This window comes from Roseicella sp. DB1501 (assembly GCF_013112485.1).
Classification (GTDB): domain Bacteria; phylum Pseudomonadota; class Alphaproteobacteria; order Acetobacterales; family Acetobacteraceae; genus Paracraurococcus.
The window spans coordinates 164,522-190,335 of record NZ_JABFHG010000002.1; the positions used below are offsets into that span (position 1 = coordinate 164,522).

Consider the following 25,814-nt stretch of genomic DNA (forward strand, 5'->3'; position numbering starts at 1 on the left):
ATGCCGGACCCGGCGCGGCGGCCCCGCTTCCTGCTGGTGCAGGCCTTCAGCCTGCCGCCCGGCTCGCCCAACCAGTTCCGCGCCGCAGAGGGCGGGAAGGAGGCGCAGCTCATGAACCACGCGGCGCTGGCGCCGCTGCTCGCCGATCTCGACTGGGAGCTGCATCCCGGCCCCCTCGCCCCGCATGGCGACTGGCCGGTGGAGACGCGCGAGGAGTTCGCCATCGCCGGCGTCGCCCGGCTGCCGATCGTGCGCGAGGCCTGCGCCGGCGGCGGCTACGATGCCATCGTCCTGCTCGGCGGCGGCGATCCCGGCTACATGGAGGCGCGGGAGATCGGCCGGCGCCACCGCATCCCGGTCACAGCCAATGCGCATGCCCAGATGCACCTGGCGATGACGCTCGGCAACCGCTTCTCGATCATCGACATCGCCGAGACGCACAATGCCCGCATGGCCGAGCTGGTGGTGCAATACCGCATGACGCACGGCCTCGCCTCGATCCGCAACATCGACGTCCCGCTGCCGCGGCCGGCGCATCGCGACCGGCCGACGCTGCGCGGCGAGGCGGAGCGGCATGCCGCGGGCGAGCCGAGCCCGATGCTGGAGGCGGCGGTCGCGGCCGCCCTCGCGGCGCTGGAGGAGGATGGCGCCGAGGTGCTGCTGCTCGGCTGCTCGGCCGCCTTCTGGCTGCAGGCGCCGCTGCAGCGGCGCCTCGCCGCGCTCGGCTGGGACGTGCCGGTGCTGGAGGGCTATCGCTGCGCCATCGAGCTGGCGCGGGTCTTCGTGCGGCTCGGCCTCGATGCCAGCGGCATCACCTTCCCCGGCGACCCGCCGCGGCACCGGCGGCGGCGGCGCCTCGCCTGAGGTGCCGCGCCCAAGGCCAGGCCGCCGTCACGCCGCCGCCGAGGGCCTCGCCTGCATGCGGTCGAAATGCGCCGCCACGGATTTGAGCGCCGGGTCGGGCGGCTGGCCAACCTTCTTGCCGAAATCGAGGAAGCAGAACAGCAGGATATCGGCCAGCGTCAGCCGCTCGCCGCAGATGAAGCGGCGCCCCTCGATCAGCCTGTCGAGCCAGGCGAGCTTCTCCTGCGCCAGAAGCTTCAGATCCTCGGCCGCCTGCGGGATGCAGCGGATGCGGCTCTGGAACATCTTCAGCCCGTCGCTGTAGCGGAAGCCGTTGCCCATGGGTTCGAGGATGTTGAGGTCGATCCGCCGCACCCACATGCGCGTCTCGGCGCGCTGCTCCGGCGTCGCGCCGATCAGGCTGGTGCCCGGCGCCGTCTCGTCGAGATATTCGCAGATGGCGGTGACCTCGGCCAGCACCGTGCCGTCATCCAGCTCGAGGCAGGGAAGCTGGCCGGACGGGTTCTTCGCCAGATAGGGGCCGCGGCGGTTCTCGCCGCCGAGCAGGTCGACGGTGGTGCGCGGGATCTCGATGCCGCGCTCGGCCATGAACATCCGCACCACGCGCGGATTGGGGCCGATGGAATCATAGAGATGCATGTTGGCGTCCTCCCGGCCCGGCAGGCGATGCGGCGCGCTGCCGGCCTGGCGGAGCCTACCGGCGCGCCGCCTGGCTGGCGAGCATCCCCCGCGGCGCCCGAGGGAGGACCCCGACAGGCCTTCCCGCTGCGCCGATCCGCTGTAGCATCGCCCCTCCCCACGGGAGGAACACGGGATGATCCACGAGCTCCGCATCTATCACTGCCTGCCCAACCGGCTGCCGGCGCTGCTGAAGCGCTTCGACACGGTGACGCTGAAGCTCTGGGAGCGCTTCGGCATCCGCCAGGCCGGCTTCTGGACCACGCTGGTCGGCCCCTCGAACCACGCCCTCTACTACCTGCTGGAATGGCAGAGCCTGGCGGAGCGCGAGGAGAAGTGGAACCGCTTCGCCGTGGATCCGGAATGGGTCGCTGCCCGCGCGGCTTCGGAAGCGGACGGGCCGATCCTGGAGAGGGTCGAGAACATGTTCCTGCAGCCCACCAGCTTCTCCTCGGTGAAGTAGGGCCATGGCCGGCACCCCGACCTTCGCCACGCCGCCGGGCTTCCTCGGCATCACGCGGCAGGACCGGGGGGCCGGCTTCTGCATCGCCGGCATCCCGCTCGATATCGGCACCACCAACCGCAGCGGCACGCGCGACGGGCCGGCCGCCATCCGCCGCGCCAGTCGCATGCTGGTCGATGGCATGCATCCGGCGCACTGGACCGATCCGCGCAGCCTCGACATCGCCGATGCCGGCGACTTCGCCATCGCCCTCGGCGACATCCCGGCGAGCCTGGCGCTGATCGAGCGCCAGGCGGCGGAGTGCGCGCATCTGGTCGCCCTCGGCGGCGAGCATCTCGTCACCCTGCCGCTGCTGCGGGCGCTGTCCCGCCGCCTCGGCGCGCCGCTCGGCCTGCTGCACATGGATGCGCATGTCGATACCTGGGAGACGAATTTCGGCCAGAGCCTCGCCCATGGCTCGGTCTTCTTCCACGCCATCCGCGAGGGGCTGGTCGATCCGCGGCGGATGATCCAGATCGGCATCCGCTCACCGGTGGACCGCGAGACCTGGGACTGGACGCTCGGCCAGGGCGTCACGGTGGTGACGGCGCAGGAGGCGCAGGAGGCGACGCCCGCCGCGCTCGCCGCCCGGGTGCGCGCGGTGCTCGGCACGGCGCCCTGCTACCTCTCCTTCGACATCGACGCCCTCGACCCCGCCTTCGCCCCGGGCACCGGCACGCCGGAGGTGGGCGGCCTCGCCTCCTGGCAGGCGCAGGGCATCCTGCGCCGGCTGGGCGGCCTCGCCTGGGCCGGGATGGACCTGGTCGAGGTGTCGCCGCCGCATGACCAGGCGGAGATCACGGCGCTGGCAGGCGCCACCATGGTCTGGGAATATTTATCCCTGCTGGCCGCGGCCTGACCGGGCAATTTCCGGCGACACGGGTCGCGCTCCGGCGTCTCTGCCGGCAGCGCATGGCTGGTCCTGAAAAAAGGCCTGGAATTTCGCGGCCAGAGACCCTATTTCTCCGGCCGTGCCCGGTTCGCGCCGGGCGCTGACGCCATCGCACGTGCCGCGAGCCCGGCCGGGATCCTTCGACCCACGGGCACAGCAACGACGGGACGCGTCCTTTTCGCCCATGCCGGGGCGGCGGGCCTGCCCGCCGCGCCGGGGTCGTGAGGGATTGTCTATGTCGCTCGAACGGTTCGACGCGATGCGAAAACCCCACCGCATCGCCTGATCGCCGCGCCGGCCGCCGCATCCGCGGCCCGGCCCGCCCGCCTCCACCACCCGACCAGTTTGGCGCGCCCGCCGCGCGCCGCGATGCCGTGAGGATTTTGCCATGGACCTGCTGCGCGCCCGCGCCGCCGCCGCCCCGCCGCGGCACGACCTCTCCGCCCTGCCGGCCGTCGAGGCGCTCGTCGCCGTCGCCCGGCCGGAGGAGCCGATGCACTGCCTGCGCCCGGCCGCCATCGCCGGCGCCGCCGCGGGCTTCGTCGCCGGCTTCCCGGGCGAGACGCTCTATGCCGTGAAGTGCAACCCGGAGCCGGCCGTGCTGCGCGCGGTCTGGGAGGGCGGCGTGCGGCATTTCGACTGCGCCTCCGCCGGCGAGGTGGCGCTGGTCCGCGGCCTGCTGCCCGAGGCGGCGATCCACTTCATGCATCCGGTGAAGGCGCGCTCGGCGATCCGCGAGGCCTGGCAGCGGCATGGCGTGCGCGACTTCGTGCTCGACACCGCCGGCGAGCTGGCGAAGATCCGCGAGGAGACGGGCACGCTCGCGGCGGGCGCCGGCGCGGCCGAGGGGCTCGGCCTCTTCGTCCGGCTGGCGCTGCCGAAGGGCGTGGCCCGCTACGACCTCTCCGGCAAGTTCGGCGCCGAGCCGGAGGCGGCGGCGGCGCTGCTGCGCGCGGCGCGGCCGCAGGCGGCGCGGCTCGGCCTTTGCTTCCATGTCGGCTCGCAATGCCTCGAGCCGCTGGCCTGGCGCCGCGCCCTGGCGCTGGCCGGCGAGGTGATCCGCGCCGCCGGCGTCACGGTCGATGTGGTCGATGTCGGTGGCGGCTTCCCGGTCGCCTATCCCGATGTCACGCCGCCGCCGCTCGGCGCCTTCTTCGCCGAGATCGAGGCGGGGTTCGAGGCGCTGGCACTGCCGGGCGCCGTGCTCTGGGCGGAACCAGGCCGGGCACTGGTCGCCGGCGGCGGTAGCGTCGTCGTGCAGGTGCAGCAGCGCCGCGACGGCGCGCTCTACGTGAATGACGGGGTCTATGGCACGCTGTCGGATGCCGGCGCGCCGGGCTTCGTCTTTCCCTGCCGGCTGATCCGGCCCGACGGGCCGGTCGCCGCGGAATCGCAGGATTTCGTGCTCTTCGGCCCGACCTGCGACAGCGCCGACCGCATGGCCGGTCCCTTCCGCCTGCCCGCCGATGTGCGCGAGGGCGACTGGATCGAGATCGGCCAGCTCGGCGCCTACGGTGCCTGCCTGCGCACCGCCTTCAACGGCTTCGACCGGGCCCGCCTGGTCGAGGTCCGCGACCGGCCGATGCTGGAGGGCGAGGCAAGCGCCGCCTGACCGTATTGCGAGACGGTTTCATGACAACGCCACGGGCCGCGGCCCGCGGCGTTGTTCGACCATGTGCCCCGGAGTGCCCCGCCCATGATTCACGCCCACTTCTCCGGCCGCCTGGTGATGCTCGGCTTCGGCAGCATCGGCCAGGGCGTGCTGCCCCTGATCCTCCGCCACATCGACCTCCCGCGCGAGCGGATCACCATCGTCACCGCCGAGGAGCGGGGCCGCGCCGTCGCCGAGGAATACGGCATCCGCTTCGTCATCGAGCCGGCGACGCGGGCGAATTACCGTGACCTGCTGACGCCGCTGCTGGGCCCGGGCGATTTCCTGCTCAACCTCTCGGTCGATGTCTCCTCCGTCGCGCTGATGCGGCTCTGCCAGGAGCTCGGCGCGCTCTATCTCGACACGGTGGTGGAGCCCTGGGCCGGCGGCTATACCGACCCCGCCCTCACCCCCTCGCAGCGCTCCAACTACGCGATGCGGGAGGAGGCGATCGGGCTGAGGGAGGCGATGCGGAGCGGCCCGACCTCGATCACCGCGCACGGCGCCAATCCCGGCCTGGTCAGCCATTTCGTCAAGCAGGCGCTGCTCGACATCGCCCGCGACACCGGCGCGCCGGTCGCCACGCCGCCGCCGGCCACCGACCGCGCCGCCTGGGCGCGCCTCGCCCAGTCGCTCGGCGTGAAGGTGATCCATATCGCGGAGCGCGACACCCAGGTTTCCGACCGCCCGAAGCGCGTCGGCGAGTTCGTCAACACCTGGTCGGTGGAGGGCTTCGTCGGCGAGGGCTGCCAGCCGGCCGAGCTCGGCTGGGGCACGCATGAGAAGGCGCTGCCCGCCGATGGCCGCCGGCACGGCTTCGGCTGCGACGCGGCGATCTACCTGCTGCGGCCCGGCGCCTCGACGCGCGTGCGCACCTGGACACCGCTGGAGGGGCCCTTCCACGGCTTCCTCATCACCCATAACGAGAGCATCTCGCTGGCCGACTACTATACGGTGCGGGATGCCGGGGGTCGCGTGCTGTACCGGCCGACGGCGCATTACGCCTACCATCCCTGCGACGACGCGGTGCTCTCGGTGCACGAGCTGGCCGGCAAGAACTGGCGGATGCAGCCGGAGAGCCGGCTGATGACCGACGAGATCACCTCCGGCATCGACGAGCTCGGCGTGCTGCTCTGCGGCCATGCCAGGGGCGCCTACTGGTACGGCTCGCGCCTCTCCATCGAGGAGGCGCGGCGCCTGGTGCCGCACAACAACGCCACCTCCCTGCAGGTGACGGTCGCGGTGCTGGCCGGGGTGATCTGGGCGATGGAGAACCCGCGCGCCGGGCTGGTCGAATCCGACGAGCTGGACCATGCGCGGATCCTCGAGATCTGCCGTCCCTATCTCGGCCAGGTGGTCGGCGCCTATTCCGACTGGACGCCGCTGCGGGACCGCGCCCGGCTGTTCCCGGAGGAACTGGACGAGAGCGATCCCTGGCAATTCGGGAACATCCGCGTCGTTTGATTCGGCCCCCTACATGTTCGGCCGCAGCACCTGCCGCAGCACGTTGCCCTCGGCGAGGCGGTCGAAGCCGGCATTGATCTCGGAGAGCGGCAGGAAGCCGCTCTTCAGCGAGCCGACCGGCAGCTTGCCGCGCTTGTAGAGGCCGAGGAAGCGCGGGATGTCCCGCTCGGCGATGCAGGAGCCCATATAGCTGCCGCGGATGCTCTTCTCGTCCGAGACGAGCCCGGCATGCATGTAGGAGAAATTGGCGCCCTGCGCCGGCAGCCCGGCGCTGACCACGCTGCCGCCGCGGGCGGTGATGGCATAGGCGAGTTCCATCGCGCGGATGTTGCCCGCCGTCTCGATCACCGTATCGACGCCGCCATCGGTGGCCGCCCGCACCTGCTCGGCGCAATCCAGCTCGGTGGCGAGGAAGGTGTCGGTCGCGCCCCATTGCCGGGCGAGGCCGAGCTTCTCCGGATTGGCGTCCACCGCGATGATCCGCTCCGCCCCGCCGGCCACCGCCGCGAAGAGCGCGTTCATCCCGACGCCGCCGAGCCCGACCACCGCGATGGTGTCGCCCGCCTGCATCGCCGCCGTGTTCAGCACCGCGCCGGCGCCGGTCATCACCGCGCAGCCGAAGATCGCCGCATCCTCGAGCGGGATGCCGGGATCGATCTTCACCGCCGAGCGGCGCCCGACCACGGCATATTGCGCGAAGAGCGAGAGGCCGCTGCCATGGTTGATCCGCTCGCCATTCAGCCGGCGGATCCGCTTGGCGCCCGAGAGCAGCGTGCCCGCCGCCCGCGCCGCATTGCCGGCGGTGCAGATGTTCGGCCGGCCGCGCACGCAGTTGCGGCAGACCCCGCAGGAGGCGACGAAGACGGTGATGACATGGTCGCCCGGCTTGAGATCGGTGATGCCCTCGCCGATCTCGCGCACGATGCCGGCGCCCTCATGCCCGATCACCACCGGCAGCGGGCGTGGCCGGATGCCTTCGATGGCCGAGAGGTCGGAGTGGCAGAGGCCCGCCGCCGCCACCTCGATCAGCACCTCGCCGGGGCCGGGCCCCTCCAGCTCCACCTCCTCGATCACCAGCGCGTTCGAGCTGGCATAAGGGCGCGGCTTGCCCTGCTCGAACATGATCGCGGCCTGCATGCGCATGGCGGTCCCCTTCCCCTATGGCGTCCCAGACTTAATCGGCGTGGATGCCGAGCTCCTTCGCCACCGCGATGCTCTCGGCCATCTCGCGCCGGATGCGGGCGGCGAATTCCTCCGGCCCCTCATCGATCACGAAGCCGCCCTGGTCGATGATGCGCCGCCGCGTCTCCGGCCGCCGCAGCACGGTGCGGGCATCGGCGGCGATCCGCTGCAGCACCGCCGGCGGCAGCCCGGCCGGGCCGACCAGGCCGAACCAGGGGCTGGTATCCGGAATGTCGAGATGGCTCTCGGCGAGGGTCGGCACGCCCGGCAGCGTCTCCACCCGCTGCGGCCCGCAGACGGCGATGGCGCGCAGCGCGCCGCCCTGCACCAGCGGCAGCGCGCCGGAGAGGGTGGAGAAGGTGATCGGCACGCGGCCGCCGACGACGTCCTGCAGTGCCGGCGAGGCGCCGCGATAGGCGATGTGCGCCAGCTCCACCCCGGCCTTGCGGGCGAACATGCCGCCGGCGAAGTGGCCGGAGGAGCCGTTGCCCGAGCTGGCGAAGGCGAGCGGCCCCTCCTTCCTCGCCAGCGCCACCACATCGGCCGCCGTCTTCAGCGGCGAGTTCGCCTTGACGAGCAGCACGGTGGGCGAGGCATAGAGCAGCGCGATCGGCGTGAAGTCGCGGAGGCTGTCATAGGGCAGCTTCGGGTAGATCGCCGGGTTGCTGGCCTGCACGCTGGTCGCCAGCAGCAGGGTGTAGCCGTCGGGCGCGGCATGCGAGACGAACTCGGTGGCCAGCACGGCGCTGGCGCCGGGGCGGTTCTCGATCACCACCGGCTGGCCCCAGAGCTGCTGCAACGGTTCCTGGAACAGCCGCGCGACGAAATCGGTGGGGCCGCCGGCGGTGTAGCCGACGACCAGCCGGACCGGCTGGCCCGGCCAAGGCGCGGCTGCGCCGGATTGCGCCCGCGCGGCGCCGGCGCCGCCGAGAGCGGTCCCGATCGCAGTGCCGATCAACGCGCGGCGCCGCAGGCCACGGCCCCCGGCCTGGCCCTTCGGCACCCGCGGGCTGCCTTCCTTCTGCATCGCCTCCTCCCCGGCTGCGAGGTCGCGCCCCACGCCATGCGCGGCAACGATCAGACCACCGGCCGGCAGCGTCAAGCGCCCGCAACCGCGCGCCGGGCCCACCGTTCTGGGCGCGAGGCTGCACCCCCGGTGCGGCGGTCACCGACAGGGCCACAGGGGCAGGAAGACAGGATCCATGGCGCATCCATTGCAGGGCAAGACGGTCGCGGTGCTGGCGACGGACGGGTTCGAGCAGGTCGAGCTCACCGAGCCGGTGCAGGCGCTGAAGCAGGCCGGCGCCGAGGTGCATGTCGTCGCGCCGCATGGCGGCAGCATCCAGGGCTGGAACCACCACGACAAGGGCGACAGCGTGCCGGTCGACCAGCCGCTCGATGCGGCCGATCCCGGGCGCTACGCGGCGCTGCTGCTGCCGGGCGGCGTGATCAACCCGGACGAGCTGCGGCTGCAACCCAAGGCCATCGCCTTCATCCGGCATTTCGTCGAGCAGAAGAAGCCGATCGCGGCGATCTGCCACGGTCCCTGGACGCTGATCGATGCCGGCGGCGTGCGCGGCCGCAAAATGACGAGCTGGCCCTCGCTGCAGACCGATCTGCGCAATGCCGGCGCGGACTGGGTGGATGAGGCGGTGGTGACCGATCGCGGCCTGGTCACCTCGCGCAAGCCGGACGACATCCCGGCCTTCACCAGGAAGATGATCGAGGAGTTCGCCGAGGGTCGGCACGCCGCCGCCTGAGCAGGCTTCCGCCGCGGCGCCGCCCGTGCTGGCATGGCCGGCCTTTGCGAAGGATCCGGCCATGCAGGCGATGCCACGCTGCCACCGTCCGCCGATCATGGGGCGCCGCGGCGCCGTTGCGACCAACCATCCGGTCGCCACCCAGGCGGGGCTCGACATCCTGCGCGCCGGCGGCACGGCGGTGGATGCGAGCATCGCCGTCTCGCTTACGCTCGGGGTGGTCGAGCCGGCCATGTCCGGGCTCGGCGGCGACGGCTTCTTCCAGATCCATCGCAGCAACGGCGGGCCGGTCTGCGTCAATGCGACCGGCGCGGCGCCGCTGGCGGCGACGCCGGAGGCCTATGCGGGCGGCATTCCCGTTGCCGGCCCGCGTAGCGCCTCGACGCCGGGGCTGCTAGCCGGGCTGGCGCTGCTGCATGCCGGGCACGCCACCCTGCCCTGGGCGCGGCTGGTGGCGCCGGCGATCGAGGCGGCGCGGGACGGCTTTGCGGTGACGCATCACTACCGGCATTTCGCCGCCGACTGCCTCGGCAAGCTGCTGGCCAGCCAGGGCAGCGCCGCGCGCTTCCTCGCCGATGGCGCAGCCCCGCCGCTCGGCGCCGTGCTGACCCAGCCGGAGCTGGCCGAGAGCCTCGCCGAGATCGCCCGCGACGGTGCCGAGGGCTTCTATCGCGGCCGGCTGGCGCGGCGCCTCGCCGCCGGCATCGCCGCCGCGGGCGGGGTGGTCGCGGAGGCCGATCTCGCCGCCTGCCAGGCCGAGGCACAGCCGCCGATCGCCGTGCCCTTCCGGGGCTTCGAGGTGCGGCAGACCCCGCCCAACTCCACCGGCTTCACCTTCCTGCAGATGTTGCGCATCCTCGACCGCTTCGACCTCGCCGCGCTCGGGCGCGACAGCGCGGCGCTGATCCATCTGATGGTGGAGGCGAAGAAGCGCGCCTTCCTCGACCGCGAGCGCTGGGGCGCCGATCCGCGCGGCCTCGCCATCCCGCTCGACCGGTTGCTCGGCGCCGCGCATGCCGCGGAGACGGCGGCGCTGATCGACCCGGAGCGCGCCGCCAGCCTGCCGGTGCGCGGCGGCGAGGGCGGCGACACCACCTATTTCTGCGTCGTCGATGCCGCGGGGAACGCGGTCTCGGCCATCCAGTCGATCAACTCCGCCTTCGGCAGCGGCGTGACCGCCGGCGACACCGGCATCCTGCTGAACAACCGCATGGCCTACTGGCACCTGCAGCCGGGGCACCCCAACCATCTGCGGCCGGGGATGCGGGTGCGGCACACGATGAACGCGCCGATGGTCTTCCGCGACGGCCGGCTCTGGGGCGTCTTCGGCACGCCGGGCGCCGACAACCAGGTGCAGGTGAACCTGCAGGTCATGGTGGCGATGGCGGTCTTCGGCCTCGACCCGCAGCAGGCGGTGGAGGCGCCGCGCTGGACCAGCAGCCAGCCGGGCCAGGCGGCGAACTACCCGCATGCCGGCGACGACCTGCTGACGCTGGAGGCCGGGCTGGCCGAGGCAGCGCCGGGGCTGGAGGCGCGCGGCCATGCGGTGCAGCTTGTGCCGCCGCTCGGCGGGCCGTGCAGCGTCGCGGCCATCCGTGTGCTGGAGAACGGCGTGCGCATGGCCGGCAGCGATCCGCGCCGGGATGGCTGGGCCGCGGCCTACTGAGCCGCGCCCCGCAACGCCATCGCCCTGCTAGGGCGTGATCGCTTGAGGCGGCCTCACTGAACAGCGTGACTCACGCGATCAAACAACGGCCTGGACCATGATCCGCGAGCCTGCGTGAGCGGATCATGGTCTGGAGCATGTCCCGTTCACCTCCGTTCACGCCAAATGCTCTGGCGTGTTGTTTTCAGAGCATCTTCACCCGATCAGGTGAGGCCGCCTGATCGGGATCCGCTCTAACCCCGCAGGAAGGGGTTGCTGCGGCGCTCCTGGCCGAAATTCGAGCCGGGGCCATGGCCGCAGAGGAAGGCGGTGTCGTCGCCGAGCGGCAGCAGCTTCTCCCGGATCGAGGCGATCAGCGCCGCATGGTCGCCATAGGGGAAGTCGGTGCGGCCGACCGAGCCCTGGAACAGCACGTCGCCGACGATGGCGATCCGCATCGCCTCGTTGACGAAGACGAGGTGCCCCGGCGTATGGCCCGGGCAGTGCAGCACGGCGAAGTCCTCGCCGCCGATGCGCACCGTCTCGCCCTCGGTCAGCCAGCGATCGGGCGTGACGTTGCGGCAGTCGAAGCCGTATTGCGCGCCCTGCGCCTCCAGCCCCTCGAGCAGGAAGCGGTCGCGCTCGTCCGGGCCGATGATCGGCGGCCGGCCGGGCAGCGCCGCCTGCAGCGCCGTCGCGCCGCCGGCATGGTCGAGATGGCCATGGGTCAGCAGGATGCTGCCGGCCTTGATCTTCAGCTCGTCCAGCGCGTGCAGGATGCGCTCCACTTCGCCGCCCGGATCGATGACGACGCCTTCGCCGCTCGCCTCGTCCCACCAGAACGAGCAGTTCTGCTGGAAGGGCGTGACGGGGAGGATGGCGGCCTTGAGACCCATGGCGACGGTTCCGGCATGTGAGGGGTGGGCGGCGGGCGGGCGGAGATCGATGGGCAATGTCGTGGCCGGACGGCGCGGGCGCAACCTCGGCCGGGTCGGGCCTGGCCGCCCCTGCCTGACGCTTGCCGCTGCCGCCGCGGCTTGCAGCCCGCTGCGCCCCCAGCAGGCGATTGCCGAGAATTTGGGCAAATCCGCGCTGCTCCCCTCGGTGTGAGCGGTTCGAAAACTGGCACGCATCTCGCTTTCGGAAGCGAGCCAACCGCGCCCGGACCCATGCGCCCCCGCATCCAGGCTGGTCCGGCACGCGCCGCAGACGTCACACAGGGAACGACAGCCCCATGTCCAACGACCGCTTCACCCTCACGCGGCGCGCCGCGCTGGCGGGGCTCGGCGCCGCCATCGCCCCGCTGGCCGCCCCGGCGATCCGGCCGGCCTTCGCCCAGGGCGCGCCGATCAAGATCGGCGTGCTGCACTCCCTCTCCGGCACCATGGCGATCAGCGAGACGGCGCTGCGCGACACGGTGCTGATGATGGTCGAGTGGATCAACGGCAAGGGCGGGCTGCTCGGGCGCAAGGTGGAGGCGGTGGTGGTCGACCCGGCCTCCAACTGGCCGCTCTTCGCCGAGAAGGCGCGCGAGCTGCTCCAGGTCCACAAGGTGGACGTGACCTTCGGCTGCTGGACCTCGGTCTCCCGCAAATCGGTGCTGCCGGTCTTCGAGGAGCTGAACGGCCTGCTCTTCTACCCCGTCCAGTACGAGGGCGAAGAGGAGAGCAAGAACATCTTCTACACCGGCGCGGCGCCGAACCAGCAGGCGATCCCCGCGGTCGAGTACCTGATGAGCGACGATGGCGGCGAGGCGAAGCGCATCGCGCTGCTCGGCACCGACTACGTCTATCCGCGCACCACCAACCGCATCCTGCGCGGCTTCCTGAACTCCAAGGGCATCGGCGATGCCGATATCATGGAGGAATACACCCCCTTCGGCCATTCCGACTGGCAGGGCATCGTCGCCCGGGTGAAGCGCTTCGCCTCCGAGGGCAAGAAGACGGCGATCGTCTCCACCATCAACGGCGATGCCAATGTTCCCTTCTACCGCGAGCTCGGCAACCAGGGCATCAAGGCCGAGGACATCCCCTGCGTCGCCTTCTCGGTCGGCGAGGAGGAGCTGGCGGGCATCGACACCAAGCCGCTGGTCGGGCATCTCGCCGCCTGGAACTACTTCATGTCGATCAAGGGCGCGCCGAACGAGGAATTCCTCAAGCTCTGGCGCGCCTACATCAAGAACCCGAAGCGCGTGACCAACGACCCGATGGAGGCCACCTACACGGGCTTCCGCATGTGGACCCAGGCGGTGGAGAAGGCCAAGACCACCAAGGTGGACGAGGTGCGCAAGGCGATGATCGGCCAGAAGCTGATGGCGCCCTGCGGCTATGAGGAGGAGATGCTGCCGAACCACCACCTCTCCAAGCCGGTCTTCATCGGCGAGGTGCAGGGCGACGGCCAGTTCAACATCGTCTGGAAGACGCCGAACGCGGTGAAGGCCGAGAATTGGTCGCCCTTCATCCCCGAGAACGCGAACCGCAAGAAGTAGTCCCGCAGGGCTGCCGCAAGGGGACGCGGCGCCGGCCAGCCCGGCGCCGCCGCCCCGCGAAGGGCATTCATGACCTCTCTCATTCTCCGCATGGCATTCCTGCTGCTGCTGGCCCTGCCGGCCTGGGCGCAGGAGAAGGACTATGCCGCCACCCTGCCCGGCCTCGCCGGCGGCTTCGGCGAGATCGCCGGCGCGGTCGAGCGGCTGGGCGCCCTCGGCGACCCGCGCGCCCTGCCGGTGCTGCAGGCGCTGCAGGAAGGCAAGCTGCTGAAGGCCGGCGACGGCCATGTGCTGGTCCCCCGCGGCGCCGGCTATGCCGATGCCGCGACCGGCGCGCCGGCCGATCCCGCCGGCGCCGAGCCGGTCCGCCTCAACAACCGCGTCCGCCAGGCGCTGCGCGGCGCCCTCGGCCGGCTGCAGCTCGTCTCGCCCGATGCCGTGGAGCGCGGCGCCGCGGCGGAGGCGATCTTCCGCAGCCGCAGCGCCGAGGACGTGCCGCTGCTGCAGGCCGCGATCGGGCGCGAGCAGGATGCCGGGGTACGCGCCCGGCTGGAGCTGGCGCTGGCCGCGGCGCAGCTCGTCGCCCCGGATGACTCGGTCAAGCGCGACGCCATCGCCCGGCTCGGCGCCGCCGGCACGGTCGAGGCGCGCGCCCTGCTGCTCGAGGCGCGGGCCGCCGCTCCGGCGCTGGCCGGGCCGATCGAGGCCGCCATCGCCCGCATCGACCAGAGCCTGGCGATCCGCCGCGCCGCCGAGACGCTGTTCCAGGGACTCTCGCTCGGCTCGGTGCTGCTGCTCGCCGCCCTCGGACTGGCGGTGACCTTCGGCGTCATGGGCGTGATCAACATGGCGCATGGCGAGTTCGTCATGCTCGGCGCCTATGCCACCTTCGCCGTGCAGGAGCTCTGCCGCGGCATCCCCTGGCTGGCGCCCTGGTCGCTGCCCCTCTCGGTCCCCGCCGCCTTCCTGGTGACGGCGGCCTGCGGCGCGCTGCTCGAGCGCGGGCTGATCCGGCATCTCTACGGCCGGCCGCTGGAGACGCTGCTGATGACCTTCGGCGTCGGCATGATCATCCAGCAGGCGGTCCGCCTGGCCTTCGGCGCGCAGAACCGGGAGGTGATCTCGCCGTCCTGGATGCAGGGCACCATCACCCTGCCCGGCGGCGTGGCGGTGACGCAGAACCGGCTCTGGATCATCGTCTTCGGTCTGCTCGTTCTCGCCCTCGTCTTCGCCGCCATCCGCCTGACGCGCTTCGGCCTCGAGATGCGGGCGGTGGTGCAGAACCGGCGCATCGCCGCCACCATGGGCATCCGCACCGGCCGGGTGGATGCGATGACCTTCGCCTTCGGCTCCGGTCTCGCCGGCATGGCCGGCGTCGCGCTCAGCCAGATCGACAACGTCTCGCCCAATCTCGGCACCGGCTACATCATCGACAGCTTCATGGTGGTGGTCTTCGGCGGCGTCGGCTCGCTGGCCGGGACGCTGGTCGGGGCGCTGACCCTCGGCGTGGTCAACAAGATGCTGGAACCCTATGCCGGCGCGGTGCTGGCCAAGGTCTTCGTCCTCGTCGCCATCATGCTGTTCATCCAGCGCCGGCCCAAGGGCCTCTTCGCGCTCAAGGGAAGGGCCGCCGAATCGTGAGCGCCACCCTCGCCTCCCCCCCGCCCGCCGGCTCCGGGCGGCTGACGCTGCGCCTGCTGATGCTGGGCGCGGTGCTGCTGCTCGCCGTGCTGCCGGCGCTGAACCGGCTGCCCGCCGACAGCGCCCTGCATGTCTCGGACTTCATCGTCAGCGTCAGCGGCAAGTGGATCACCTACGCCATCCTGGCGCTGGCGATCGACCTCGCCTGGGGCTATGCCGGCATCCTCTCGCTCGGCCACGGCGCCTTCTTCACCCTCGGCGGCTACGCCATCGGCATGCATCTGATGCGGCTGATCGGCCCGCGCGGCGTCTACGGCCACCCGGTCCTGCCGGATTTCATGGTGTTCCTCGGCTACAAGGAACTGCCCTGGTACTGGCTCGGCTTCGACCATTTCCCCTTCGCCCTGCTGATGGCGATGGCGGTGCCCGGCCTGCTCGCTGCGGTGGTCGGCTACCTCGCCTTCCGCAGCCGCATCACCGGCGTCTACTTCTCCATCATCACCCAGGCGATGACCTATGCGCTGATGCTCGCCTTCTTCCGCAACGACATGGGCTTCGGCGGCAATAACGGCTTCACCGACTTCAAGGAGCTGCTGGGCATGCCGCTGAACACGCCGACCGCGCGCTCGGCGCTGTTCTACGCCTCGCTCGCCCTGCTCGTGCTGAGCTACGCCCTCTGCAGCCGCATCACCCAGTCGAAGCTCGGCCGCGTGCTGGTGGCGATCCGCGACGCCGAGAGCCGGGTGCGCTTCCTCGGCTACGACGTGACGCGGCACAAGCTCTTCGTCTTCGTGCTCTCTGCGGTGCTGGCCGGCCTCGCCGGCGCGCTCTACGTGCCGCAGGTGGGCATCATCAACCCCGGCGAGTTCAGCCCGGGCAACTCCATCGAGGCGGTGATCTGGGTCGCGGTGGGCGGCCGCGGCACGCTGGTCGGCGCCCTGCTCGGCGCCTTCTCGGTGAATGCGCTGAAGACCTGGCTGACCACCGTCGCGCCGGATCTCTGGCTCTTCGCGCTCGGCGGCCTCTTCGTCGCCGTCACGCTGTTCCTGCCGCGCGGGTTGATCGGTCTGGTCTCGAAGGTGGCGAAATGAGCGACGGCCTCAGCCCGCCCCTCGGCGCAGCGCGGGACGCCGCGTCGGTCCTCTATCTCGACGGCGTCTCGGTGGTCTTCGACGGCTTCCGGGCGCTGAACAACCTCTCCCTCATCGTCGGCGCGGGCGAGCTGCGCGCCATCATCGGCCCGAACGGTGCCGGCAAGACGACGATGATGGACGTGATCACCGGCAAGACCCGGCCGACCGAGGGCGTCGTGCGCTTCCGCGACCACGACCTGACGCGGCTGGACGAGGCGACCATCGCCAATCTCGGCATCGGCCGGAAATTCCAGAAGCCGACCATGTTCGACGCGCTGACGGTGTTCGAGAACCTGGAGCTCGCCCTGAAGGCGCCGCGCGGGCCGGTCGCCTGCCTGCGCTGGGCGCTCTCGGGCGAGGCGCGGCGGCGGATCGAGGCGGTGATGGAGGAGGTCGGGCTGACCGCCCGGTCGCGGGACCGCGCCGCCATCCTCAGCCATGGCCAGCGGCAATGGCTCGAGATCGGCATGCTGCTGATGCAGGACCCCGAGCTGCTGCTGGTGGACGAGCCGGTGGCCGGCATGACCGACCAGGAGACCGAGCACACCGCGGCGCTGCTGGTGCGCATCGCCGGCCGGCGCAGCGTCGTCGTGGTCGAGCACGACCTGGAATTCGTCCGGGCGCTGGGCAGCAAGGTGACGGTGCTCTGCGAGGGCAGCATGCTCTCCGAGGGCAGCATCGACCACGTGCAGAACGACCCGCGGGTCATCGAAGTCTATCTGGGCAGGTAAGCGATGCTCCGCGTAGAGACCATCGACCTCTCCTATGGCGCCTCGCGCTGCCTGCGCGGCGTCTCGCTCGAGGCCGATCCCGGCCGCATCACCTGCGTGCTGGGGCGCAACGGCGTTGGCAAGTCGAGCCTGATGCGCTCCATCGTCGGGCTCGAGCGCATCCAGGGCGGCCGCATCCTGTGGGAGGGCAGGGATGTCTCCGCCCTCGGCCCGGCGGACCGGGCGCGCGCCGGCATCGGCTACGTGCCGCAGGGGCGGGAGATCTTCCCCTTCCTCACCGTGCAGGAGAACCTGGAGACGGCGCTGGCCGCGGCGCCGCGCGGCAGCAAGGTGCCGGAGGAGGTCTTCACCCTCTTCCCGATCCTGAAGCAGTTCCTGCGCCGGCGCGGCGGCGACCTCTCGGGCGGGCAGCAGCAGCAGCTCGCCATCGCCCGGGCGCTGACCGCCCGGCCGCGGCTGCTCATCCTCGACGAGCCGACCGAGGGCATCCAGCCGAGCGTCATCAAGGACATCGCGCGGGTGATCCGGCTGCTGGCGCGGGAGAAGAATTTCGCCGTGGTGCTGGTCGAGCAGTATTACGAATTCGCCCGCGAGCTCGCCGACCGCATCGCCGTCATGGTGCGGGGCGAGGTGGCGCTCGGCGGCCCGATCGACGACATGGACGACGAGGCGGTGCGGCGGCTGCTGACGGTCTAGACCATGATCCGCTCACACGGTTGCCCTGCCGCGGCAAAGCCGCGGCAGGGCAACGGGACGCGGCTGCTCCGAGACGCCTACTGACACCAATCACCCTCGGGCGTGACCGCATGAGGGGCCCTTCGGCGCCTCAGTCCGGCGGCAGGTCGCGGTCGCCGGCGCCCATGCTGCGCTGCATGAACACCACGTCGAGCCAGCGGCCGAATTTGATCCCGGCGGATTTCAGCACGCCCGCCCGGTGGAATCCGAGCGAGAGATGCAGGCCGATGGAGCCGACATTGTCGCTGTCGCCGATCACCGCCAGCATCTGCCGGTAGCCGGCGGCCTCGGCGCGCTGCAGCAGCGTCGCCACCAGCGCCTTGCCGACGCCCATGCCGCGCACGTCGTTGCGGACATAGACGCTGTCCTCGGCGGCGAAGCGATAGGCCGAGCGCATGCGGAACTGGGCGTAATAGGCGTAGCCGATCAGGCCCGGCGCCTCGCCCGGCAGCCCCTCGCCCTCGGCCACCAGCCAGGCCCAGCCATGGGCCTGCCCGTCGGCGAAGCGGGCCGCCATCTCCGCCTCGGTCGGCGGCACCTCCTCGAAGGTGCCGGTGCCGTGCAGCACGTGATGCGCATAGATGGCGGTGATGGCCGGGATGTCGGCGTGCACGGCGTCGCGGATGCGCATTCGATCGATCCTGTTCTGCCCGGCCGGGCGGGCGTCCCGGCTGGCGAGGCTGCGGCGCGCGGCGCCGGCCTGGATGCCGGCCCGGCAGCCGCCCGGCCTCCAGGCTCCCGGGACTCCGCGCCCGACCGGAATTCGGTCTCGGCGTCTCTCATGACCGAAATCGCCCGGTCCTGGAAAGCTCCGACATGGGAAGGAGGCCGGGTGCGATCTCCCCACCCCCACTCAGCTGGGCAGGCCAAGCGATTCGGCCAGCCGCCAGGCGAGGTCGAGCAGCGCCCGGTCGCGGCCCGGCGCGGCGACGAGGGAGAGGCCGACCGGCGCCCCGGCATCGCGCGCCACCGGCAGGCTCACCTCGCAGAGCCCGGCGAATCCGGCGATGGCGGTCACGCCCATGCTGCGCTCGCGCACCAAGTTCTGCTCCGCCTGGCTGGCCTCGAGCCGCGGTGCCGGCCCCGGGCTGGTCGGATAGGCGAGCACCGCGCCGCCGGCGAGCAGGGCGCGCAGCCGGGCGGCGATGCGACGGCGGAACTGCCGGCCGGCCTCGGCCCTGGCGGGGTCCATGTCGCGCGCCGCGGCGAAGCGCTCGCCGACGCCGGGGCCGAAGCGCGGCCCGGTGGCGGCCACCCAGCTCCCGAGCGTCGCCCAGGCCTCGGCCGCCTGGGCATTGCGGAAATGCTCGTAGAAGGCCGGCAGCCCCTCCGGCGCCAGGCCGATGGAAAGGGCCGGGCCGAGCAGCGCCTGCAACGCCTCCATTGCCTCGCCGAGCGCCAGCGCCGTCGAGGGATCGGCATTCATCCAGGGCTCCTCGGGCTTCAGCAACAGACCGAGGCGCTGGCCGGGCGCGGCATCCTCGGGCAGCAGCACCTCGCCGACGCGGACGAGGAGGCTGGCCCGCGCCGCGAACCAGCCGGCGGTGTCGAAGCTCGGGCCGAGGCCGCAGGCACCGGCGAGGCTCACCGCGCCCCAGCTCGGCCGGATGCCGAAGATGCCGCAATAGCTGGCCGGGATGCGGACCGAGCCGCCGGTATCCGAGCCCAGGGCGAAATCGACCAGCCCGGCGGCGACGGCCGCCGCCGAGCCGCAGGAGGAGCCGCCGGGGAAGCGATCCGGCGCCCGGGGATTGCGCGGGGTGCCGTGCCAGACATTCTCGCCGGTCAGGCCATAGGCGAGCTCGACCGTTCGGGTCTTGCCGCGCAGCGAGGCGCCGGCCTGCAGCAGCATCGCCACCGCCGGCGCGGTCGCCGCGGCCACCGGATGGGTTCGCTCCCAGTCCGGGTTGCCGTAGCCTGTCGGCCAGCCGGCGACGTCGTAGAGGTCCTTCACCGCGAAGTCGTGGCCGACGAGCGGCCCCTCGGCCGCGCCGGCGATCTCGGCGCGCGGCCCCGGGACGAAGGCCCCGACGCCGTCGATGATCCCGTCCCGCTCCGCGGCCATCCCCGCCTCCGTCCGCCAAGGACGGCAGGATGTCGGATCGGCGGCCCGGCGCCCAGGGGGTCTGGTGGGCGAGGCGCGGCTGGGTGAGCCGCCTCAGCCGAGGAAGGCGGTCTTCATGGCGAGCGCGGCGAGGCCGGCGGTGACGGAGGCGGCCGGCAGTCCGAGCCGCGCCATGGCCCCGAAGGCGAGACCGGCGGCGATCAGGGCCCAGGCGAGGACTTCGGTGAGTTCCATCTCGGGCATGACAGGATCCTCCATTGTAAATTATGTATTCTAGGTAATTTTAGTTCCATGTTCTCGACAGAAATTTTCCCGAGTGCCGGCCGCCGGCAAATTCCGCGCGGATGCAGGGCTGGAATGCGGGATCGCCTGTTGCACCGCGGCGAAGCTTTCCGCATCTAGGCTTGCCATGGACGCCCTGCCCCTCGCCCCCGCGAAGCCCGCCATTCCGCCCGCCTTCTTCGGCGAGACGGTGACCTGGGTCCATCATTGGACGGACCGGCAGTTCTCCTTCCGCTGCACCCGCGACCCGGCGCTGCGCTTCGTCGCCGGCCAGTTCGCGATGATCGGCCTGATGGCCAGCGCGAAGCCGCTGGTGCGGGCCTATTCCATGGTGAGCCCGCCCTGGGACGAGGAGTTGGAATTCCTCTCCATCAAGGTGCAGGACGGCCCCCTCACCTCCCGGCTGCAGCACATCAAGGTCGGCGACACGGTGCTGATCGGCAAGAAGCCGACCGGCACGCTGCTGACCGAGAACCTGCTGCCCGGCCGGACCCTCTGGATGGTCTCGACCGGCACCGGCCTCGCCCCCTTCATGTCCCTCATCCGCGAGCCCGAGGTCTATGAGCGCTTCGAGCGGGTCGTGCTCATGCACGGCGTGCGCGAGGTGAAGGAGCTCGCCTATCACGAGTACATCCAGAACGACCTGCCGCAGCACGAATTCCTCGGCGAGATGCTGCGCGGCAAGCTGCTCTACTATCCGAGCGTGACGCGCGAGCCCTTCCGCACCCAGGGCCGGGTGACCACGCTGCTCGAGAGCGGCCAGGTCTGCGCCGATCTCGGCCTGGCGCCGCTCTCGCCCGAGCATGACCGCGTCATGCTCTGCGGCTCGGAAGCGATGAATGCCGATGTGAAGGCCTTCCTCGAGGCGCGCGGCTTCGTCGAGGGTTCGAACAACGAGCCCGGCTCCTACGTGCTCGAGAAGGCCTTCGTGACGAAGTAGGCGTCGCGCCGGCCCCTTCCCACGGGGCGGCTCCCAAGGGGCTTCCGGAGGGGCGTCGCTGTGCGTTTCGCCACAGCGCGGCTCGCGCTGCGCCTCAGGCCTTTCAACCCGGCCCCGCTCTTCGATATGGTCGGCGCAGCGGTGGCGCTCGACGCTTCCTTCGTGGGGCGGGTCCGCCGGGCCAGGCGGCCCGGCATGGCCGGCCTGCGGGCCCGCTCGGCTGGGACGAGGCACCGGGGCCCGGACCGCGTCCCGCCGGAACATCCCGTCCCGTGACGTCCTGGCGGCTCCAGCCGCCGAGGGCGATCGCTGCACGGAGGAAAGTCCGATGGATGCAGCCCTGCGCGACCACGCGGCAGCCTGGCTGGCGGGCGCCCTGCGGGAGGGCACGGCCCCCCTCCCCTTTCCGCCAGCGGCGCTCCCCCGCAGCATGCTGGACGGCCAGCGGATCGCCGCCCGGGCGCTCGACATGCTCGACCTCGCCTCCTGCGGCCTGCGCCTGACCCATCTCGGCGCCGGCCGGCCGGTCGCCGGGCCGGTGCTGCCGGCGCGGCTCCGCGCCGAGGGCGAGACGATCGCCCTGTCGCGCCTGCCGCATGCCCGCGCCACGCCGGCGATCGCCGGCCGTCTCGCGGAGGATCTGCCCCGGCGCGGCGACGAGATGCCGAACTTCGCCAGCCTGCATCCGGCGATCGATGTCGAGAGCTGGCGGCTGCCCGGCGCGCCCGGCACCGGCGCCCTGGCGGCCGCCGACCTCGCCGGGCTGGGGGAGATCGTGCTGGGCCGGGGCCGGCGCCTGCCGCCGATGCGGCTGCGCGTCTCCCTCGCCGCCGCCGGCACCTGGCGCCGCGGCGAGGAGATCGACATCGAGGAGGCGATGCTGGCCGCCGCCCTGGCGGCGCGCCGGGCGGGCGGGCTGCCGGAGGGCTCGCTGATCGTGGTGCCTGTGGGCGTTCCGGTGACGCCGGCGCCGGGCATGGAGCTGCTCGGCAGCTTCGGCCGGCTGGGCCGGCTCGGCGTGCGCTTCGCCTGACGGCGCGCCGCGACGCCTCTTCCCCGCCGAGACAGGTCAGGGTTGCCGGGCGTTCAGAAAATCGCCAACTTTCGCTCGATTGTTGCCGAGCCTTACCGACCATTTGCTAGGCTGCCCGTTCGGCGGCGGCCCGAGTCCAGGACCCTCGTCCTGTGCCGGAGCCCGCCATCGGAACGAAACGGGGAATGCGCCGGCTGCGGCGGCGGGAAACGGCAAGGGGCGAAGAATGGCCAGCCAATCGGCAATCATCACATCGGATCAGGCGGTGCGGCCCATGACGCGGGAGGAGCGGAAGGTCATCGTCGCCTCCTCCCTCGGCACGGTCTTCGAGTGGTACGACTTCTACCTGTACGGCTCGCTGGCGGCGGTGATCGGCGCGAATTTCTTCAGCCAGTACCCCGAGAGCACCCGCAACATCTTCGCCCTGCTCGCCTTCGCCGCGGGCTTCCTGGTGCGGCCCTTCGGCGCCCTGGTCTTCGGCCGGCTGGGCGACTTGGTCGGGCGCAAATACACCTTCCTCGTCACCATCCTGATCATGGGCAGCTCGACCTTCCTGGTCGGCATCCTGCCCACCTCGGACAGCATCGGCCTCGCCGCGCCCATCATCCTGATCATCCTGCGGCTGCTGCAGGGCCTGGCGCTGGGCGGCGAGTATGGCGGCGCCGCGACCTATGTGGCCGAGCACGCGCCGCATGGCCGGCGCGGCTTCTACACCTCCTTCATCCAGATCACGGCGACGGCGGGCCTGTTCCTCTCGCTCCTCGTCATCCTCTTCACCCAGGCTGCCTTCGGGCCGGATGCCTTCAAGGCCTGGGCCTGGCGCATCCCCTTCCTGGTCTCGATCCTGCTGCTCGGCATCTCGGTCTGGATCCGTATGCAGATGGAGGAGAGCCCGGCCTTCGCGCGCATGAAGGCGGAGGGGACGCATTCCAAGGCCCCGATCTCCGAGGCCTTCGGCCAGTGGAAGAACGCCAAGGTGGCGCTGCTCGCCCTGCTCGGCCTCGTCGCCGGCCAGGCGGTGGTCTGGTACACGGGACAGTTCTACGCGCTGTTCTTCCTCGGCTCGGTGCTGAAGGTCGACGGCTTCACCACCAACATGCTGATCGCCTGGTCGCTGCTGCTCGGCTCGGGCGGCTTCGTGCTGTTCGGCTGGCTGTCCGACAAGATCGGCCGCAAGCCGATCATCCTCGGCGGCTGCCTGCTGGCGGCGCTGACCTATTTCCCGCTCTTCAAGCTGATGAGCGCCGAGGCGAATCCGGCGCTGCACCGGGCGCATACCGACATCCCGGTGCAGGTGCTGGCCGACCGCTCGACCTGCTCCTTCCAGTTCAACCCGGTGGGCACCCGCACCTTCACCCAGCCCTGCGACATCGCCAAGGCGGCGCTGGCCCGGGCCTCGGTGAACTACTCGGTCGAGGACGTCCCGCCCGGCAGCGTCGCCGCGGTGCGCATCGCCGGCGGCACGCCGATGCCGGCGAACAGCCCGACCTTCACCCGGGACCTGGGGGCGGCGCTGACGGCCGCCGGCTATCCCCAGGCCTCGAATCCGACGGTCGTGAAGATGTCCGGCGTGTTCGACATCTTCCGCGAGCAGCCGGCGGTGCTGATCGGCATCCTGACGCTGCTGGTGATCTACGTGACCATGGTCTACGGACCGATCGCCGCGGCGCTGGTCGAGCTCTTCCCGACCCGCATCCGCTACACCTCCATGTCGCTGCCCTACCATATCGGCAATGGCTGGTTCGGCGGCCTGCTGCCGGCGACCGCCTTCGCCATGATCGCGCAGACCGGCGATGTCTATTTCGGGCTCTGGTACCCGATCGTCATCGCCGCCGTGACCGTCGTCATCGGCACCTTCTTCGTGCCGGAGACCAAGGACCGCGACATCTTCGCCGCCGATACGGCGGAGCCGCCGCAGCGGCGGCCGGCCAGCGCGAGCCTCTGATTATTCCCCACGACGCCGCTTCGCGGCGTCGTGGGGGCCCCGCGATGCGCCTCTTGCCCTGAGCGCATCACAGCCTGCCGCGGCAGGGCAACGGGCAGCGATGGTTGCAACGGACCCGGCCGGGACTTTTCGCCGCCGCTTGCTCTCCACCCCAGGCCTTGCCAGTTTCCCCGGACCAGAGATGCGGGAGGCGACAATGCCAGCGGGCGCCGGGACCAGCTCCTACGACGCGACCTATGCCGCCTGGCGGCGCGACCCCGAAGGCTATTGGGCCGAGGCGGCGCGCGGGATCGACTGGGAGGAGGCGCCGCGCCGCATCTTCGACCCGGCCGCCGGCCCCTATGGCCGCTGGTTCCCGGATGCCCGGCTGAACACCTGCCACAACGCGGTGGATCGCCATGTCGCGGCCGGCCGCGGCGCCCAGGCCGCCATCCTCTGGGACAGCCCGATGACCGGGCGGATCGAGACCCTCACCTATGCCGCGCTGCAGGGGCGCGTGGCGCGGCTCGCCGGGGCGCTGCGGGAGCGCGGCGTCGCGGCCGGCGACCGGGTGGTGATCTACATGCCGATGGTGCCGGAAGCGGCCATCGGCATGCTCGCCTGCGCCCGCATCGGCGCCGTGCATTCCGTGGTCTTCGGCGGCTTCGCCGCGGCCGAGCTTGCCGCCCGCATCGCCGATGCGCAGCCGAAGGTGATCCTCGCCGCCTCCTGCGGCCTCGAGCCGGGACGGGTCGTCGCCTACAAGCCGCTGCTCGACGCCGCCATCGCCCTCTCGCCGCACAAGCCGGACCGGGTGCTGATGCTGCAGCGCGCGCAGGCCGAGGCGGCGCTGCTCGCCGGCCGCGACGAGGACTGGCTCGCCGCCGAGGCCGGTGCGGCGCCGGCGGAGTGCGTGCCGGTGGCGGCGACCGACCCGCTCTACATCCTCTACACCAGCGGCACGACAGGCAAGCCGAAGGGCGTGGTGCGCGACAATGGCGGGCATGCCGTGGCGCTGCGCAACTCCATGGCCATGCTCTACGGCGTCGGGCCGGGCGAGGTGATGTTCACCGCCTCCGATGTCGGCTGGGTGGTCGGGCATTCCTACATCGTCTACGCGCCGCTGCTGACCGGCGCGACCACGGTGCTGTTCGAGGGCAAGCCGGTCGGCACGCCGGATGCCGGCACCTTCTGGCGCGTCTGCGCCCAGCACGGCGTCAAGGCGATGTTCACCGCGCCGACCGCGATGCGCGCGATCAAGCGCGACGACCCGGAGGGCCGACTGCTGGCGGCGCACGACCTGTCGCGGCTGGAGGCGCTGTTCCTCGCCGGCGAGCGCTGCGACCCGCCGACCGCCGAGTGGTGCGCCGGGCTGCTCGGCAAGCCGGTGATCGACCATTGGTGGCAGACCGAGACCGGCTGGCCGATCAGCGGCAATTTCCGCGGCCTCGGCCTGTTCCCGGCGCGCTTCGGCAGCGGCGGCAAGGCGAGCCCGGGCTATGAGGTCGCCGCGCTCGACGAGGCGGGGCAGCCGCTGCCGCGCGGCCAGAGCGGGACGCTCGCCATCCGCCTGCCGCTGCCGCCGGGCTGCCTGCCGACGCTCTGGCAGGCCGATGACCGGTTCCGCGACTCCTACCTCGCCGCCTTTCCCGGCTGGTACAACACCTCCGATGCCGGGGTGGTGGACGAGGAGGGCTACATCTCCGTCATGTCCCGCACCGACGACATCATCAACGTCGCCGGCCATCGCCTCTCGACCGGAGCAATGGAGGAGGTGCTGGCGAGCCATCCCGACGTCGCCGAATGCGCCGTCATCGGCATCCGCGACAGCCTGAAGGGCCAGGTGCCGCTCGGCCTCGTCGTGCTGAAGGCGGGGGTGGCGAAGCCCGAGGCGGCAATCTGCGGCGAGCTGGTCGGGCTGGTGCGCGAGCGGATCGGGCCGGTCGCCGCCTTCCGCGACGCCCGCGTGGTCTCCCGCCTGCCGAAGACGCGCAGCGGCAAGATCCTGCGCGCGACCTTGCGCCGGATCGCCGACGGCGAATCCTACACCGTGCCGCCGACCATCGACGACGCCACCATCCTCGGCGAGATGGAGGAACGCCTGCGCGGGGGATGAGGCGGCCGTGCCCTCATGCCGGCGGACCGGTCGCCTGACCGGTCCGAGACCCCGAACGGGACCCGCGCATCGCGCCGTCGGGCAAGCC

Annotated in this window: 24 protein-coding genes; 17 read left to right on the forward strand and 7 right to left on the reverse strand. The window is 71.8% G+C overall.

The window, feature by feature from the left end; genetic code table 11:
- Positions 1-864, forward strand: coding sequence for an aspartate/glutamate racemase family protein (locus HJG45_RS04145; protein ID WP_171610833.1), 864 nt, complete (start codon positions 1-3; stop codon positions 862-864).
- Positions 865-891: 27 nt separating this feature from the next.
- Here the strand turns inward: HJG45_RS04145 and HJG45_RS04150 are convergent, their stop codons facing one another.
- Complete coding sequence (locus HJG45_RS04150; RefSeq protein WP_171610834.1) at positions 892-1,503, reverse strand: glutathione S-transferase family protein; 612 nt, start codon at positions 1,501-1,503, stop codon at positions 892-894.
- A gap of 175 nt (positions 1,504-1,678) precedes the next feature.
- Here HJG45_RS04150 and HJG45_RS04155 point away from each other — a divergent pair, with 175 nt between their 5' ends.
- The 4 genes from HJG45_RS04155 to HJG45_RS04170 all read left to right on the forward strand — a co-directional run bounded on the left by HJG45_RS04155 (position 1,679) and on the right by HJG45_RS04170 (position 6,051).
- Positions 1,679-2,005 (forward strand): NIPSNAP family protein, encoded by a 327-nt coding sequence (locus tag HJG45_RS04155; RefSeq protein ID WP_171610836.1) that lies wholly within the window; start codon positions 1,679-1,681, stop codon positions 2,003-2,005.
- Between the two features lie 4 nt (positions 2,006-2,009).
- Positions 2,010-2,903 (forward strand): agmatinase, encoded by an 894-nt coding sequence (gene speB / locus HJG45_RS04160; protein WP_171610837.1) that lies wholly within the window; start codon positions 2,010-2,012, stop codon positions 2,901-2,903.
- A 421-nt stretch (positions 2,904-3,324) separates the two neighbouring features.
- Positions 3,325-4,548 (forward strand): type III PLP-dependent enzyme, encoded by a 1,224-nt coding sequence (locus tag HJG45_RS04165; RefSeq protein ID WP_171610838.1) that lies wholly within the window; start codon positions 3,325-3,327, stop codon positions 4,546-4,548.
- Between the two features lie 84 nt (positions 4,549-4,632).
- Positions 4,633-6,051, forward strand: coding sequence for a homospermidine synthase (locus HJG45_RS04170; protein ID WP_171610839.1), 1,419 nt, complete (start codon positions 4,633-4,635; stop codon positions 6,049-6,051).
- Between the two features lie 9 nt (positions 6,052-6,060).
- On the opposite strand, the gene HJG45_RS04175 is transcribed toward HJG45_RS04170, so the two are convergent.
- Together HJG45_RS04175 and HJG45_RS04180 are read right to left on the reverse strand one after the other, a co-directional pair.
- Positions 6,061-7,194: a zinc-dependent alcohol dehydrogenase family protein gene (locus tag HJG45_RS04175; RefSeq protein ID WP_171610840.1), complete on the reverse strand. Its 1,134-nt coding sequence runs from the start codon at positions 7,192-7,194 to the stop codon at positions 6,061-6,063.
- Positions 7,195-7,225: 31 nt separating this feature from the next.
- Positions 7,226-8,260: a tripartite tricarboxylate transporter substrate binding protein gene (locus HJG45_RS04180; protein ID WP_171610841.1), complete on the reverse strand. Its 1,035-nt coding sequence runs from the start codon at positions 8,258-8,260 to the stop codon at positions 7,226-7,228.
- 175 nt (positions 8,261-8,435) lie between these two features.
- Here HJG45_RS04180 and HJG45_RS04185 point away from each other — a divergent pair, with 175 nt between their 5' ends.
- A complete protein-coding gene (locus tag HJG45_RS04185) occupies positions 8,436-8,993 on the forward strand; it encodes a type 1 glutamine amidotransferase domain-containing protein (RefSeq protein WP_171610842.1) in 558 nt (185 codons plus the stop codon).
- Positions 8,994-9,054: 61 nt separating this feature from the next.
- Entirely contained in the window at positions 9,055-10,659 is a 1,605-nt protein-coding gene (ggt, locus tag HJG45_RS04190) for a gamma-glutamyltransferase (protein WP_171610843.1), read from the forward strand.
- A 233-nt stretch (positions 10,660-10,892) separates the two neighbouring features.
- On the opposite strand, the gene HJG45_RS04195 is transcribed toward ggt, so the two are convergent.
- Positions 10,893-11,534 (reverse strand): MBL fold metallo-hydrolase, encoded by a 642-nt coding sequence (locus HJG45_RS04195; RefSeq protein WP_171610844.1) that lies wholly within the window; start codon positions 11,532-11,534, stop codon positions 10,893-10,895.
- A 49-nt stretch (positions 11,535-11,583) separates the two neighbouring features.
- Here HJG45_RS04195 and HJG45_RS04200 point away from each other — a divergent pair, with 49 nt between their 5' ends.
- The 6 genes from HJG45_RS04200 (at position 11,584) to urtE (ending at position 17,327) form a co-directional block, all read left to right on the forward strand.
- On the forward strand, positions 11,584-11,748 hold the full coding sequence (locus HJG45_RS04200; RefSeq protein ID WP_171610845.1) for a hypothetical protein: 165 nt from the start codon (positions 11,584-11,586) through the stop codon (positions 11,746-11,748).
- Positions 11,749-11,872: 124 nt separating this feature from the next.
- Positions 11,873-13,126 carry an urea ABC transporter substrate-binding protein gene (gene urtA, locus HJG45_RS04205; RefSeq protein WP_171610846.1) on the forward strand — a complete coding sequence of 418 codons (1,254 nt, stop codon included), beginning with the start codon at positions 11,873-11,875 and terminating at the stop codon, positions 13,124-13,126.
- Between the two features lie 69 nt (positions 13,127-13,195).
- A complete protein-coding gene (gene urtB / locus HJG45_RS04210; RefSeq protein ID WP_171610847.1) occupies positions 13,196-14,767 on the forward strand; it encodes an urea ABC transporter permease subunit UrtB in 1,572 nt (523 codons plus the stop codon).
- On the forward strand, positions 14,764-15,858 hold the full coding sequence (gene urtC, locus HJG45_RS04215; protein WP_368040506.1) for an urea ABC transporter permease subunit UrtC: 1,095 nt from the start codon (positions 14,764-14,766) through the stop codon (positions 15,856-15,858). Before urtB ends, urtC begins: the two co-directional genes overlap by 4 nt.
- Positions 15,855-16,631: an urea ABC transporter ATP-binding protein UrtD gene (gene urtD, locus HJG45_RS04220; protein WP_171610848.1), complete on the forward strand. Its 777-nt coding sequence runs from the start codon at positions 15,855-15,857 to the stop codon at positions 16,629-16,631. Before urtC ends, urtD begins: the two co-directional genes overlap by 4 nt.
- Before the next feature lie 3 nt (positions 16,632-16,634).
- Positions 16,635-17,327 carry an urea ABC transporter ATP-binding subunit UrtE gene (gene urtE, locus HJG45_RS04225; protein ID WP_171610849.1) on the forward strand — a complete coding sequence of 231 codons (693 nt, stop codon included), beginning with the start codon at positions 16,635-16,637 and terminating at the stop codon, positions 17,325-17,327.
- Between the two features lie 130 nt (positions 17,328-17,457).
- Here urtE and HJG45_RS04230 read toward each other — a convergent pair whose 3' ends face one another.
- The 3 genes from HJG45_RS04230 to HJG45_RS04240 form a co-directional block, all read right to left on the reverse strand.
- Positions 17,458-17,997 (reverse strand): GNAT family N-acetyltransferase, encoded by a 540-nt coding sequence (locus HJG45_RS04230; RefSeq protein ID WP_171610850.1) that lies wholly within the window; start codon positions 17,995-17,997, stop codon positions 17,458-17,460.
- A 222-nt stretch (positions 17,998-18,219) separates the two neighbouring features.
- Positions 18,220-19,431 (reverse strand): amidase, encoded by a 1,212-nt coding sequence (locus HJG45_RS04235; RefSeq protein ID WP_171610851.1) that lies wholly within the window; start codon positions 19,429-19,431, stop codon positions 18,220-18,222.
- 93 nt (positions 19,432-19,524) lie between these two features.
- Positions 19,525-19,674, reverse strand: coding sequence for a hypothetical protein (locus tag HJG45_RS04240; RefSeq protein WP_171610852.1), 150 nt, complete (start codon positions 19,672-19,674; stop codon positions 19,525-19,527).
- A 166-nt stretch (positions 19,675-19,840) separates the two neighbouring features.
- Here HJG45_RS04240 and HJG45_RS04245 point away from each other — a divergent pair, with 166 nt between their 5' ends.
- The 4 genes from HJG45_RS04245 (at position 19,841) to HJG45_RS04260 (ending at position 25,726) form a co-directional block, all read left to right on the forward strand.
- Positions 19,841-20,653, forward strand: coding sequence for a ferredoxin--NADP reductase (locus HJG45_RS04245; RefSeq protein WP_171610853.1), 813 nt, complete (start codon positions 19,841-19,843; stop codon positions 20,651-20,653).
- A 328-nt stretch (positions 20,654-20,981) separates the two neighbouring features.
- Positions 20,982-21,686: a hypothetical protein gene (locus tag HJG45_RS04250; RefSeq protein ID WP_171610854.1), complete on the forward strand. Its 705-nt coding sequence runs from the start codon at positions 20,982-20,984 to the stop codon at positions 21,684-21,686.
- A gap of 274 nt (positions 21,687-21,960) precedes the next feature.
- Positions 21,961-23,631 (forward strand): MFS transporter, encoded by a 1,671-nt coding sequence (locus HJG45_RS04255; protein ID WP_217362814.1) that lies wholly within the window; start codon positions 21,961-21,963, stop codon positions 23,629-23,631.
- Positions 23,632-23,827: 196 nt separating this feature from the next.
- On the forward strand, positions 23,828-25,726 hold the full coding sequence (locus HJG45_RS04260; protein WP_217362815.1) for an AMP-binding protein: 1,899 nt from the start codon (positions 23,828-23,830) through the stop codon (positions 25,724-25,726).
- The last annotated feature ends 88 nt before the right edge of the window (positions 25,727-25,814 follow it).

Bases quoted from the DNA above. Each gene is read 5' to 3' on its own strand.
- HJG45_RS04145 (WP_171610833.1), top strand. From the start codon at position 1: ATGCCGGACCCGGCGCGGCGGCCCCGCTTCCTGCTGGTGCAGGCCTTC.
- HJG45_RS04150 (WP_171610834.1), bottom strand. From the start codon at position 1,503: ATGCATCTCTATGATTCCATCGGCCCCAATCCGCGCGTGGTGCGGATG.
- HJG45_RS04155 (WP_171610836.1), top strand. From the start codon at position 1,679: ATGATCCACGAGCTCCGCATCTATCACTGCCTGCCCAACCGGCTGCCG.
- speB (WP_171610837.1), top strand. From the start codon at position 2,010: ATGGCCGGCACCCCGACCTTCGCCACGCCGCCGGGCTTCCTCGGCATC.
- HJG45_RS04165 (WP_171610838.1), top strand. From the start codon at position 3,325: ATGGACCTGCTGCGCGCCCGCGCCGCCGCCGCCCCGCCGCGGCACGAC.
- HJG45_RS04170 (WP_171610839.1), top strand. From the start codon at position 4,633: ATGATTCACGCCCACTTCTCCGGCCGCCTGGTGATGCTCGGCTTCGGC.
- HJG45_RS04175 (WP_171610840.1), bottom strand. From the start codon at position 7,194: ATGCGCATGCAGGCCGCGATCATGTTCGAGCAGGGCAAGCCGCGCCCT.
- HJG45_RS04180 (WP_171610841.1), bottom strand. From the start codon at position 8,260: ATGCAGAAGGAAGGCAGCCCGCGGGTGCCGAAGGGCCAGGCCGGGGGC.
- HJG45_RS04185 (WP_171610842.1), top strand. From the start codon at position 8,436: ATGGCGCATCCATTGCAGGGCAAGACGGTCGCGGTGCTGGCGACGGAC.
- ggt (WP_171610843.1), top strand. From the start codon at position 9,055: ATGCAGGCGATGCCACGCTGCCACCGTCCGCCGATCATGGGGCGCCGC.
- HJG45_RS04195 (WP_171610844.1), bottom strand. From the start codon at position 11,534: ATGGGTCTCAAGGCCGCCATCCTCCCCGTCACGCCCTTCCAGCAGAAC.
- HJG45_RS04200 (WP_171610845.1), top strand. From the start codon at position 11,584: ATGGGCAATGTCGTGGCCGGACGGCGCGGGCGCAACCTCGGCCGGGTC.
- urtA (WP_171610846.1), top strand. From the start codon at position 11,873: ATGTCCAACGACCGCTTCACCCTCACGCGGCGCGCCGCGCTGGCGGGG.
- urtB (WP_171610847.1), top strand. From the start codon at position 13,196: ATGACCTCTCTCATTCTCCGCATGGCATTCCTGCTGCTGCTGGCCCTG.
- urtD (WP_171610848.1), top strand. From the start codon at position 15,855: ATGAGCGACGGCCTCAGCCCGCCCCTCGGCGCAGCGCGGGACGCCGCG.
- urtE (WP_171610849.1), top strand. From the start codon at position 16,635: ATGCTCCGCGTAGAGACCATCGACCTCTCCTATGGCGCCTCGCGCTGC.
- HJG45_RS04230 (WP_171610850.1), bottom strand. From the start codon at position 17,997: ATGCGCATCCGCGACGCCGTGCACGCCGACATCCCGGCCATCACCGCC.
- HJG45_RS04235 (WP_171610851.1), bottom strand. From the start codon at position 19,431: ATGGCCGCGGAGCGGGACGGGATCATCGACGGCGTCGGGGCCTTCGTC.
- HJG45_RS04240 (WP_171610852.1), bottom strand. From the start codon at position 19,674: ATGCCCGAGATGGAACTCACCGAAGTCCTCGCCTGGGCCCTGATCGCC.
- HJG45_RS04245 (WP_171610853.1), top strand. From the start codon at position 19,841: ATGGACGCCCTGCCCCTCGCCCCCGCGAAGCCCGCCATTCCGCCCGCC.
- HJG45_RS04250 (WP_171610854.1), top strand. From the start codon at position 20,982: ATGGATGCAGCCCTGCGCGACCACGCGGCAGCCTGGCTGGCGGGCGCC.
- HJG45_RS04255 (WP_217362814.1), top strand. From the start codon at position 21,961: ATGACGCGGGAGGAGCGGAAGGTCATCGTCGCCTCCTCCCTCGGCACG.
- HJG45_RS04260 (WP_217362815.1), top strand. From the start codon at position 23,828: ATGCCAGCGGGCGCCGGGACCAGCTCCTACGACGCGACCTATGCCGCC.